At 72.4% G+C, this 10,306-nt stretch carries 12 protein-coding genes; 7 read left to right on the top strand and 5 right to left on the bottom strand.

The features are described from left to right. Positions 1-219 precede the first annotated feature (219 nt). The 3 genes from AC07DF_RS35725 (at position 220) to dnaK (ending at position 4,274) form a co-directional block, all read left to right on the top strand. Positions 220-1,599 (top strand): hypothetical protein, encoded by a 1,380-nt coding sequence (locus AC07DF_RS35725; protein ID WP_478980762.1) that lies wholly within the window; start codon positions 220-222, stop codon positions 1,597-1,599. Further along, positions 1,596-2,336, top strand: a complete 741-nt coding sequence (locus AC07DF_RS35720; protein WP_478980760.1) for a glycerophosphodiester phosphodiesterase family protein — start codon at positions 1,596-1,598, stop codon at positions 2,334-2,336. Before AC07DF_RS35725 ends, AC07DF_RS35720 begins: the two co-directional genes overlap by 4 nt. A gap of 72 nt (positions 2,337-2,408) precedes the next feature. Next, on the top strand, positions 2,409-4,274 hold the full coding sequence (gene dnaK, locus AC07DF_RS35715) for a molecular chaperone DnaK (protein WP_478980758.1): 1,866 nt from the start codon (positions 2,409-2,411) through the stop codon (positions 4,272-4,274). A gap of 21 nt (positions 4,275-4,295) precedes the next feature. On the opposite strand, the gene AC07DF_RS35710 is transcribed toward dnaK, so the two are convergent. Together AC07DF_RS35710 and AC07DF_RS35705 are read right to left on the bottom strand one after the other, a co-directional pair. Next, positions 4,296-4,763 (bottom strand): nitrate reductase molybdenum cofactor assembly chaperone, encoded by a 468-nt coding sequence (locus tag AC07DF_RS35710; protein WP_478980756.1) that lies wholly within the window; start codon positions 4,761-4,763, stop codon positions 4,296-4,298. A gap of 93 nt (positions 4,764-4,856) precedes the next feature. Then, positions 4,857-5,720, bottom strand: coding sequence for a helix-turn-helix domain-containing protein (locus tag AC07DF_RS35705; protein WP_478980754.1), 864 nt, complete (start codon positions 5,718-5,720; stop codon positions 4,857-4,859). 239 nt (positions 5,721-5,959) lie between these two features. Between AC07DF_RS35705 and AC07DF_RS35700 the strand changes: the two genes are divergently transcribed. Continuing rightward, positions 5,960-6,385, top strand: a complete 426-nt coding sequence (locus AC07DF_RS35700; protein WP_478980752.1) for a hypothetical protein — start codon at positions 5,960-5,962, stop codon at positions 6,383-6,385. On the opposite strand, the gene AC07DF_RS35695 is transcribed toward AC07DF_RS35700, so the two are convergent. Continuing rightward, positions 6,367-7,182 (bottom strand): helix-turn-helix domain-containing protein, encoded by an 816-nt coding sequence (locus AC07DF_RS35695; RefSeq protein WP_478980750.1) that lies wholly within the window; start codon positions 7,180-7,182, stop codon positions 6,367-6,369. The genes AC07DF_RS35700 and AC07DF_RS35695 overlap by 19 nt on opposite strands. 127 nt (positions 7,183-7,309) lie before the next feature. Between AC07DF_RS35695 and AC07DF_RS35690 the strand changes: the two genes are divergently transcribed. Both AC07DF_RS35690 and AC07DF_RS35685 read left to right on the top strand, forming a co-directional pair. Further along, a complete protein-coding gene (locus AC07DF_RS35690; RefSeq protein WP_478980748.1) occupies positions 7,310-7,615 on the top strand; it encodes a 4a-hydroxytetrahydrobiopterin dehydratase in 306 nt (101 codons plus the stop codon). A 4-nt stretch (positions 7,616-7,619) separates the two neighbouring features. Continuing rightward, on the top strand, positions 7,620-8,363 hold the full coding sequence (locus tag AC07DF_RS35685) for a class I SAM-dependent methyltransferase (RefSeq protein WP_478980746.1): 744 nt from the start codon (positions 7,620-7,622) through the stop codon (positions 8,361-8,363). Here the strand turns inward: AC07DF_RS35685 and AC07DF_RS35680 are convergent. Both AC07DF_RS35680 and AC07DF_RS35675 read right to left on the bottom strand, forming a co-directional pair. Next, on the bottom strand, positions 8,332-8,808 hold the full coding sequence (locus AC07DF_RS35680; protein ID WP_478980744.1) for a hypothetical protein: 477 nt from the start codon (positions 8,806-8,808) through the stop codon (positions 8,332-8,334). The genes AC07DF_RS35685 and AC07DF_RS35680 overlap by 32 nt on opposite strands. Beyond that, the gene (locus AC07DF_RS35675; protein ID WP_478980742.1) at positions 8,805-9,284 is read right to left on the bottom strand and encodes a hypothetical protein; all 480 of its coding nucleotides are present in this window, start codon (positions 9,282-9,284) and stop codon (positions 8,805-8,807) included. The genes AC07DF_RS35680 and AC07DF_RS35675 overlap by 4 nt, the downstream gene beginning before the upstream one ends. Positions 9,285-9,323: 39 nt before the next feature. Between AC07DF_RS35675 and AC07DF_RS35670 the strand changes: the two genes are divergently transcribed. Then, positions 9,324-10,292, top strand: coding sequence for a helix-turn-helix transcriptional regulator (locus AC07DF_RS35670; protein ID WP_478980740.1), 969 nt, complete (start codon positions 9,324-9,326; stop codon positions 10,290-10,292). The last annotated feature ends 14 nt before the right edge of the window (positions 10,293-10,306 follow it).

The following is a 10,306-nucleotide window of genomic DNA, read 5'->3' as shown; positions in this document are numbered from 1 at the left end:
CCATTCGCTGCTCGTTTCTGGTGCGTCCTCCCCCGCCCCCCCCCCCCCCCCCCCCCCCCCGCCCCCCCCCCCCCCCCCCCCCCCCCCCCCCCCCCCACCCACCCCCCCCCCCCCCCCCCCCCCCCCCCCCCCCCCCCCCCCCCCGCGACGTCGTCGGTTCGCCACCCGCGGCCGGGGTAGGACCAGACGCATCGGAACCGACGGGCCGGAAGGAACGCGATGCTGCCGGGAACCTCCCCGAACGCGACGGTGCTCGACTCCGCCACCCGCGACCGGACCCGCGTCCTGCTGCTGTTCAGCCTCTCCGGACGACTCCGGCCCGAGGACACCGGCCTCGGCGCCCTCGTCGACCGCTACGACTACGGCCGCTTCGCCTCGCACCTGATGACGAGCCAGGACGTGCTCCCCGTCCCGGTCCTCGACGAACAGGTCGCGCCCCGCCGGCTGCGGCTGCCGCACGGCGACCACGGCCTGGGGCTCGCCTCCTTGCGGATCCTGGTCGTCACCACCCCGCGCGGCGACGCCACCCTCGTCGTGGACTGCGCCTTCGCGGGCGAGACCACGGCCGGCGACCTCGCCGCCTGGCTGGCCACGACCTGCTTCGACCGGGAGCGGATCGAACTCGACGACCGCCCGCTCGTCCAGACGCTGACCGAGCAGCTCGGCCGCCCCCTCGCCCTCGGCCAGAACGTGCACCAACTCGTCTTCCCCGGCGGCCGGTTACAACGCGAACTGCTCAGCGCCGACGAGGCCCGCAAGGCGATCCTGCTGAACGAGATCGTCTACCGCGGCCGGATGCCCTGGAACCCCGCCACGCCCTACGACGCGAGCCTCGCGCCGCACCTCAGGAACCACGGCCTCACCCTGTCCGCCCTCGGCCGGGGCGTCTCCGTCCAGGCCGGCTGGGCCCCGCACGTCGAGAACGGCCTGATGCTCGTCGCCGTCGGCATGGTCTCCGCCCTCGCCGTGCTCCAGCGCACCCGGCTCGCCGCCTTCGCGATGATGAAGGCCAACGAGCAGGCCCTCACCGACTCGCCCACCGAGATCCGCTCCCTGATCTCCCGGCTGTCCGCGGGCGTCAACGAGCTCCAGCTGGACCTCGCCTTCGGCGTCGAGGCCTACGTCGACAGCCTGCTGATCCCCGAGATGGTGATGGAGGCCTTCCAGTCCTCGCAGCGCGACGCCCTCGGCATCCGCGACAGCCTGGAGAACTCGGCCCGCATGGTCGAGCGCCTGACCTCGGTGATCAGCGCCCGCTCCGCCGCCCTGGACGCCGAACTCGCCGAGCGCGACGAGCGCCGCGACCGCACCGTGTCCGGCCTCGTCGCCGCCGCCACACTGATCGCCCTGCCGCCGACCCTGCTGCTCGCCTTCTTCGGCGTGAACGGCACCGACGTCGACGACCACCGCTCCATCCTCGACCTGCGGGCCTACGGAACGGCCTACGCGCTGGCCTGGCTCCCCTTCGTCGTCCTCGTCGTGATCGGATACGTCCTGCTCAGACGCATCAGCACCCGCTCCGGCTCCCTGCTGCCCACGTCCGACGACGCCGTGTCCGTACCACCCCCACGCCCGCCCTCCGGGAGCCCCCGACCATGACGCCACGCCCCGCCGTCTCCGCCCACCGGGGCGGCTCCGAGCGCGCCGACGCCGCCACCTGGGAGGCCTACAAGGACGCGCTGGAGTCCGGCGCGGAGTACGTCGAGTTCGACATCCGCCGCACGGCCGACGGTGTCCTCGTCGTCTACCACGACCCCAGGGTCGGGCCCACCGGGCCGCCGCTGTCCCGGCTCACACACGCCGAGCTGAGCGAGCGGGCCGGATACGACGTGCCCGTGGTGGACGAGGTCATGGCACTGATCGCCGGGAGACTCGTGGCCCACCTGGACCTCAAGGAGGTGGGCTACGAGCGGGAGGTGGTCGACCGGGCGGTGACCCTGCTCGGCACGGACGGACTCGTCGTGACGACGCTGGAGGACCGTTCCCTCGCCACCGTGACACGGGCCTTCCCCGGGGTGCGCACCGCGCTGTCCCTGGGGCGCGACCGCAGTGACCTGGCCCTGGCCCGGCTGCCGGGGACCCGGCTGAGCGAGCTGTTCCCCGCCCGCCGGATCCGCGCCTGCGGGGCCCATGGCGTCGCCGTGCACCAGCGGCTGGCCAGGACCACCGTGCTGCGCGAGGCGACCCGGCGCGGCCTGTTCACCATGGTGTGGACGGTCAACGACGACACCCTGATGCGGGCGTTCCTCGCCCACCCGCGCGTGGACGTACTGGTCACCGACCGGCCCCGGCGAGCCGTGGCCCTGCGCGGGCCGATCACCCCTACGCGGCATTGACAACGGCGTACTCAAGTTTTGTGCTGGAGACTGGGGAGTGAGTGGGGAGTGCCCTGACGGAAGGGGACGGCGATGGGACGAGCGGTCGGGATCGACCTCGGGACCACGAACTCGGTGGTGGCCGTGCTGGAGGGCGGTGAGCCCACGGTCATCGCCAACGCGGAGGGGGCCAGAACCACGCCCTCGGTCGTGGCGTTCGCCAAGAACGGCGAGGTGCTGGTGGGGGAGGTCGCCAAACGGCAGGCCGTGACCAACGTGGAGCGCACCGCCCGCTCGGTCAAGCGCTACATGGGCGACGCGAGCTGGCGTTTCCCGGAGCAGGGCGACGTGGACGGCACCCGCTACCGGGCGCAGGAGCTGTCCGCCCGGGTGCTGCAGAAGCTGAAGCGGGACGCGGAGTCCTACCTCGGCGAGGACGTCACCGACGCGGTGATCACCGTCCCGGCCTACTTCGACGACCATCAGCGGCAGGCGACCAAGGAGGCCGGTGAGGTCGCGGGCCTGAAGGTGCTGCGGATCATCAACGAGCCGACGGCGGCGGCGCTGGCGTACGGGCTGGACAAGGAGAACGACCAGACGGTCCTCGTCTTCGACCTCGGCGGCGGCACCTTCGACGTGTCGCTCCTGGAGATGGGCGAGGGCGTCATCGAGGTGAAGGCCACCAACGGCGACACCCACCTCGGCGGCGACGACTGGGACCAGCGGATCGTCGACTACCTCGTCAAGCGCTTCAAGGGCCAGTACGGCGTCGACCTCGGAAACGACAAGATGGCCGTGCAGCGGCTGCGCGAGGGCGCCGAGAAGGCCAAGATCGAGCTGTCCAGCTCCACCGAGACGACGATCAACCTGCCCTACATCACGGCCTCCGCCGAAGGGCCGCTGCATCTCGACGAGAAGCTGACCCGGGCCCAGTTCCAGGAGCTCACCGCCGATCTGCTCGACCGGTGCAAGGCGCCCTTCCATCAGGCGGTCGACGACGCCGGGGTGAAGCTCTCCACGGTCGACCACGTGATTCTCGTCGGCGGCTCGACCCGGATGCCCGCGGTGACCGAGCTGGTCAAGGAACTCACCGGCAAGGAGCCGCACAAGGGCGTCAACCCCGACGAGGTCGTGGCGCTCGGTGCCGCGCTCCAGGCGGGCGTCATGCGCGGCGACGTCAAGGACGTGCTGCTGCTCGACGTCACCCCGCTGTCCCTGGGCATCGAGACCAAGGGCGGCATCATGACGAAGCTCATCGAGCGCAACACGACCATCCCGACCCGGCGTTCGGAGATCTTCACGACGGCGGCCGACAACCAGCCCTCGGTCGGCATCCAGGTCTACCAGGGCGAACGCGAGATCGCCGCCTACAACAAGAAGCTCGGCGTCTTCGATCTGACGGGCCTGCCGCCGGCACCGCGCGGCGTGCCGCAGATCGAGGTCGCCTTCGACATCGACGCCAACGGCATCATGCATGTCTCCGCCAAGGACATGGCGACCGGCCGCGAACAGAAGATGACCGTCACCGGCGGCTCGGCGCTGGGCAAGGAAGACATCGACCGCATGATGCGCGAGGCCGAGCAGTACGCCGAGGAGGACCGCAGCCGCCGCGAGGCCGCCGAGACCCGCAACCAGGCCGAGCAACTCGTCTACCAGACGGAGAACTTCCTCCGCGACAACGGCGACAAGATCCCGGCCGACACCAAGTCCGAGGTCGAGTCGGCCGTCACCGGCGTGAAGGGACAGCTGGAGCAGCAGGCGGACACGGCCGGCTTGCGCACCGCCGTCGAGAAACTCGCCTCCGTCAGCCAGAAGATGGGCCAGGCGATGTACGCCCAGGCCCAGCAGGCACCCACCGGGGAAGCCTCCGGCTCCGGGCAGGAAGAGGAGGGCGTGGTCGACGCGGAGATCGTGGACGAGGAGAAGGACCAGCGGGACGAGAAGGGCGGCGCCGCGTAGGCCGGACCGCCGTCGGCCGTCCTAGGGACCGTGGTGCGCCGGCGGCAGCGTCGCGCACACCGCGTCCAGGACCGTCGCGTAGGGCGTACCGAAGTCGGTGAGCCCGGCCCGGAGCCGGTCGAGGCCGTCGCGGTGCTCCGTGAGCAGCTCGGTGCTGCCCGTGCGGGCCGCGAACTCCAGGACCGCGGGCAGGAAGTCGGGCGGTTCCTCGCCGGTGGTCTCCAGACCGTGGGCGCGGTACACCTCCTCGGAGGGCGCCGGTGCCGCCTCGCGCCAGACGCTCAGGTACAGGCTGTGGTCCTGCCCGGCCTCGAAGACCTCGACGTAGTGCGCGGCCAGCTCCCGGCGCGGGGTGACGGCCGCGTGGTCGGCGAACTCCCTCAGCTGTGGGGCGGCTTCGCGCAGCAGCGGCAGCCGGGCGCGGAAGTCGTCGTCGGGATACATCAGGCACAGCGCGGCAGCTTGGTACAGCACCTCGAATCCGGGCATCGGACCTCCTTCGCGTGCGCTCCCTTGCCTGCACCGTCATGCCGACGCTAGGGGCGAGCCGGGGAGGACACCCGCCGACAGGGCCCGTACGGGTCAGAAGCCCTCGCGGTACTCCCGCAGAAGCGTCTCCGTGCGCTGTGCCGAGCCCGCCCGGGCCGTCATGTGGTCCAGGACCTCCAGATGCGCGGAGACCTCCTTGCGGGAGTCCAGGTACAGCGCGCCCGTCAGATACTCGGTGAAGACCATGTCGGGCAGTTCGGGCTCGGCGAACCGGAACAGCGAGAACGGGGCGTACGTCCCCGGATGCGGGCCGTCCTTGAACTCGGCGACCTGGAGGGTGACCCGGTCGCGCGCGGCGTACTCCAGCAGCTTGTCCAGCTGGTCGCGCATCACCCGGCCGTCGACGCTCACCGGGCGGCGCAGCACCGTCTCGTCCATGATCACCCACAGATGGGGCGGGTTCTCCCGGTCCAGGAGCCGCTGCCGCTCCATGCGCAGCGACACATGCCGCTCCACCGCCTCCGGTCCCGCGTTCGCGATGGTGCCGGCCTGCAGCACCGCACGCGCGTACCCCTCGGTCTGCAGCAGCCCCGGCACGAAGTGCGGCTCGTACGAGCGGATGATCCGGGCGGCGCCCTCCAGGCTCACGTACATGCTGAACCACTCCGGCAGCACGTCGTGGAACCGCTGCCACCAGCCCGGCCGGTTCGCCTCCTCGGCGAGGTCGACGAACGCGCTCACCTCGTCCTCGGGCACGCCGTACGCGGTCAGCAGGATCTGCACGTAGGGGATCTTCAGCGCGACGTCGGCGGTCTCCATCCGCCGGACGGTCGCGGGGGCGACCCGCAGCACCCGGGCGGCCTCGTCACGACTCAGGCCCGCCGCCTCGCGCAGCTCCTGCAGCCGCTTGCCCAGCACCACCTGGCCCACGGTCGGTGCGGCCCGCCGTTCACTCACGCCACGCCTCCCCAACGTGCCCAAGCCCGCGCTCAGTCTGTCACGTTCCGCTGACGGTCTCACAGGGCCGACGGTGTGGAGATCACGGGAGAAGGACGTGCCGCCGGGGCATTACCCCGCGGGTAATCGACCGGGCGCCGCCGGAACGGGATCGTGAACGTAACGGGTCCCGGGCCGGCGCACTCCGGCCCGGGACCCGGTTCCCAGCCGCACCATGACCCGACGGAGGGTGATGTCCCATGTCCGCGATCCAGCTCGCCGCACTCGCCCGGACCTCCGAGCCGCAGTCGATGCTGCGCCGCTTCCTGGCCCTGGACGCCGTGGTGACCGGCGCCAACGCCCTCGCCTACCTCGCGTTCCCCGGCCCGCTCGGACGCTTCCTCGGCGTCGACTCCACGCTGCTGCTCGCACTGGGCGCCTTCCTCGCCGCCTACGCCGCGGGCGTCGCACTGCTTGCCTCCCGCCGGCGGCCGCCGGCGCTCGGCGTGCGGGCCGTCGTCGAGGCCAATCTCGTCTGGACGGTGGTGAGCCTCGCGGCCCTGGCGCTGTGGCTCACGCCGAGCACGCCGGGCGCGGTGTGGACGGTGCTCCAGGCCCTGACCGTGGCCGGGTTCGCCGTCCTCCAGCACACGGCACTGAAGGCGCGTCAGGACAGCAGCGACTGAAGGTACTTGGCTGTCGCCGGGTCGGCCGGCAGGAGCGTCTCGATGGCCAGCTCGGCGACGGTCACGTCCATCGGGGTGTTGAACGTGGAGATCGAGGAGATGAACGACAGCGTCCGCCCCTCGTGCTCGATCCGCAGCGGCAGCGCGAAGTACGGCACCGGCTCCGCGGGCTCCCGAGGCCCGGCATCCGGATCCTCCTCGGGCACCGGATACGCCGCCACCTCCTCGTACAGCTCCCGCAGCGGCTCGGAGCGGTGCAGCGCGATCTGCCGCTCCATCTGCTCCAGCAGGTGACCGCGCCAGGCGCGCAGATTACGGATGCGGGGGGCCAGCCCTTTCGGGTGCAGGGCGAGCCGCATCGCGTTCAGCGGCGGCTCGAGCAGGGACGTGCAGACCCCGTCGACCAGCGTCATGATCCCCCGGTTGGCCGCCACCACGTTGTACAGCGCGTCCACCACCAGCGCCGGATACGGCTCGTAGCCCCCGATCAGCCGCTCGATGCCCTCGCGCAGCGCGTCCAGTGCCGGGTCGTCCAGCGGCGTCTCCGGATAGCGCGGGGCGTAACCGGCCGCCAGCAGCAGCGCGTTGCGCTCCCGGACGGGGACGTCCAGATGTTCGGCCAGCCGCAGCACCATCTCCTCGCTGGGCCGGGACCGGCCCGTCTCGACGAAGCTGATGTGCCGGGCCGAGGAGTCCGCGCGCAGGGCCAGCTCCAGCTGGCTGACCCGGCGCTGCTCCCGCCAGGCCCGCAGCAGCGGACCCACGCCCTGGTCGGCCGTGGACGGGTGAGTGGTCATGTCAGGACCGTAGTCGAGAACCGGCCGTGCCCGACAGCCGCACGCCTCTGACCAGGGTCCCGGGCGCCCCGCTGTGGCAGGCTGAGAGAACACCGAGGACCCCGGCGCAAGGGAAGGAGCGCAGCCCATGCCCGTCGAACCGCTGTCGCAGAAGGAGGTCGAGGACCGGCTGGCCGAGCTGCCCGGCTGGTCACTCGACGGAGACCGCCTCACCCGCTCCTACCGGCTCGGCTCGCACTTCGCGGCGACGGCCATGGTCGTGCACGTCGCCCAGGTCCAGGAGGAGCTGAACCACCACTCCGACCTCACGCTCGGCTACAACACGGTCTCCCTGTCCGTCCACACGCACAGCGCGGGCGGCGCCGTCACCGCGAAGGACTTCGAGCTCGCCCGCAGGGTGGAGGACCTGGCCCCCGGGCACGGGGCACACTGACCGGGTGCTCGACTACGACAAGGAAGCGGAGCGCTACGACGCCTCGCGCGGCGGCGAGCCCAGGGCGGCCGCCGCCGCGGAAGCGGTGCTGAGCCTCGTACCGCCTCGGACGCGCAGCCTGCTCGACCTCGGCTGCGGCACCGGCATAGTGACCCGGCGGCTGGCGGCCGCGCGCGACGGCATGCGGGTGACCGGCGTGGACCTCGCCCTCGCGATGGCCCGGCAGGCCGCCGCCCGGCTGCCCGGTGCGGTCGTGCTCGCCGACAGCAGACGGCTGCCCTTCCGGGACGGGGAGTTCGACGCCGTCAGCAGCGTGTGGCTGCTGCATCTGGCCGCCGGGCCGGCCGATGTGCGGACCATCGTCGGCGAGTGCGCCAGGGTGCTGCGGCCCGGCGGGGTCTACGTCACCACGGTCGACAAGGCCGCCTCCCACAACGTCGGCAGTGACATCGATGTCGTCCTGTCCTCCCGGCCGCCCAGTCCGGTCCGGGACGCGGCGGCGGACGTCGTGTCCTGCGCCGCCGAGCACGGCCTGGTCCCGGCCGGGCAGGCCGGCTTCCGGGGGCACGGGCAGGGCCGCAGTCCCCGTCGTACGGTGGCCGACCTCAGACGCGGCTGGTTCGTCACGCTGCCGCCCGGCGACCCGCTCGCCGACGGCTTCGCCACCCGGCTGGCGGAACTCCCCGACCAGGACCGGCCGCGCCCCGACCCGGTCTTCAGCCTGCGGGCGTTCCGCAAGCCCGGGTGAAGTCCATGGTCCAGTTCGTCAGCCAGGTCTCCCCGCCGTCGACGGAGAAGGCCTGCTCCCAGCGGGCCGTCGTGGCGGAGACGCCCGACCAGACGAACCGCACGCGGACGTCCTTGCCGTCGTAGGTGTCGTCGCCGTGGAACTCGCCGCGTCCGCCCTCGAAACGGCCGAAGACCGGCGGAAACAGCGTCCCGGTGACGCTGGAGGCCCAGTTCAGCGACCACCGCTCGGCCTGTGGGTCGAACAGCCGCAGTGTCGCGCCCTTGGCCGAGAGGACGGGCATGTCGACCTCGTCGAGATTCGCGGCCCCGTCGAACAGCGGCCGGCAGCGGCTGGTCCCGGTGAACTCCGTCCAGGCGCTGTCCGGGTCGAGGAAGCCGGTGCGGCGGCGGTGGCGGACCTCCCAGTCGCCGTGGAAGAAGTCGAAGTCGTGCGGGCTGCTCATGCGCGGTCTCCAGTGGTTCCTTCGGGCAGGGAGTCGGCCAGGTAGGCGTCGAGGTCGGATGTGGCGGGGGCGAGCATGTGGCGCACCCAGGCGTCGCGTTCGTGCAGGATCGGCGGCAGCTCCCAGACGCAGCCGATCCATGGCTTGCCGGTCTGGACGAAGTGCGTGGGGTCGTCGTCCGGGCAGCCGAGGACGGGCTGGCCCGCCGCCGCGCCCCCGAAGTGCAGGACGTTGTCCCACACCCAGCTGTAGGCGTTGAGATAGGCGCCGTCGTCACCGCCCCGGTGCAGGACGACGAACGTCGCCGGCGCGGTGCCGTCCGGCTTCGGCAGCAGCGTGGGCAGGAAGCGGTAGGCGGTCTCCTCGACCTCGGGCGCGATGCCCGCCGGGTCGGCGGTGACGTGGTAGCGCTTGACCCACCGTCCCGCCACCTCGACGGGCGGCGGCACGGTCAGGTGTTTCTCCGTGAAGGGCATGGCGGGACGCTAAGGCCGCTTCACTGACACCATGTGTCAGTGAAGTCCAGCCGACTCGTCTCCCTCCTCCTGCTGCTGCAGACCCGCGGCCGGATGACCGCCGCCCAGCTCGCCGAGGAGCTGGAGGTGTCGGTGCGGACGGTGTACCGGGACGTGGAGGCCCTGGGCGCCGCCGGGATCCCGCTGTACGGCGACGCGGGCCACGCCGGGGGCTACCGCCTCCTCGACGGCTACCGCACCCGCCTCACCGGCCTCACCACCGGCGAGGCCGAGGCGCTCTTCCTCGCCGGTGCCCCGGGCGCCGCCGCCCAGCTGGGCCTCGGCTCCGTCCTGGCCGCGGCCCAGCTGAAGGTCAGGGCCGCCCTGCCCGCGGAGCTGCGCCGCCACGCCGACCGGATCAGCGGCCGCTTCCACCTGGACGCCCCCGGCTGGTACGCGGACGCCGACGACACCCCGTACCTCCCGGCCGTCGCCGACGCCGTCTGGAGCTCCCGCGTGCTGCACGTCCTCTACCGCCGCTGGCGCGAGCCCACCGACGTGGAGCGCCGCCTGGAGCCGTACGGGCTGGTCCTGAAGGCGGGGCGCTGGTACGTCGTGGCCGGGCCCGGACCGCGTACCTTCCGCGTCGACCAGATCCTCGAACTCGCCATCGGTGACGAGGAGTTCTCCCGTCCCGGGGACTTCGACCTGGCCGCGTACTGGGCGGCGTACCAGCGCGACTTCCATGCACGGCTGTACCGCGGTGAGGCGGTGGTGCGACTGGCCCCGGGGACGACGCTCACCGGCCCGGCGGGGGAGGCGGTCCGTCGCGAGGGGCGTACAGACGAGGACGGCTGGACGCGCGCGACGGTCCCCATCGAGTCCGTCGAGCACGCCCACGCCGAGTTCCTGCGCCTCGGCACGGGCATCGAGGTGCTGGCCCCGGACGAACTGCGCTCGCGCATCGCCCGCACGGTCGCCGAACTGGCCGAGCGGTACGGCAACTCCCTTGCCCCCGGCGGCGACTGAGAGGCGGAACCCGC

The organism is Streptomyces sp. NPDC044719 (assembly GCF_056433405.1).
This window is presented reverse-complemented; position numbering and strand designations above follow the sequence as displayed.

Bases quoted from the DNA above. Each gene is read 5' to 3' on its own strand.
- AC07DF_RS35675 (WP_478980742.1), bottom strand. From the start codon at position 9,284: ATGCCCTTCACGGAGAAACACCTGACCGTGCCGCCGCCCGTCGAGGTG.
- AC07DF_RS35710 (WP_478980756.1), bottom strand. From the start codon at position 4,763: ATGCCCGGATTCGAGGTGCTGTACCAAGCTGCCGCGCTGTGCCTGATG.
- AC07DF_RS35695 (WP_478980750.1), bottom strand. From the start codon at position 7,182: ATGACCACTCACCCGTCCACGGCCGACCAGGGCGTGGGTCCGCTGCTG.
- AC07DF_RS35680 (WP_478980744.1), bottom strand. From the start codon at position 8,808: ATGAGCAGCCCGCACGACTTCGACTTCTTCCACGGCGACTGGGAGGTC.
- AC07DF_RS35725 (WP_478980762.1), top strand. From the start codon at position 220: ATGCTGCCGGGAACCTCCCCGAACGCGACGGTGCTCGACTCCGCCACC.
- AC07DF_RS35720 (WP_478980760.1), top strand. From the start codon at position 1,596: ATGACGCCACGCCCCGCCGTCTCCGCCCACCGGGGCGGCTCCGAGCGC.
- AC07DF_RS35690 (WP_478980748.1), top strand. From the start codon at position 7,310: ATGCCCGTCGAACCGCTGTCGCAGAAGGAGGTCGAGGACCGGCTGGCC.
- dnaK (WP_478980758.1), top strand. From the start codon at position 2,409: ATGGGACGAGCGGTCGGGATCGACCTCGGGACCACGAACTCGGTGGTG.
- AC07DF_RS35700 (WP_478980752.1), top strand. From the start codon at position 5,960: ATGTCCGCGATCCAGCTCGCCGCACTCGCCCGGACCTCCGAGCCGCAG.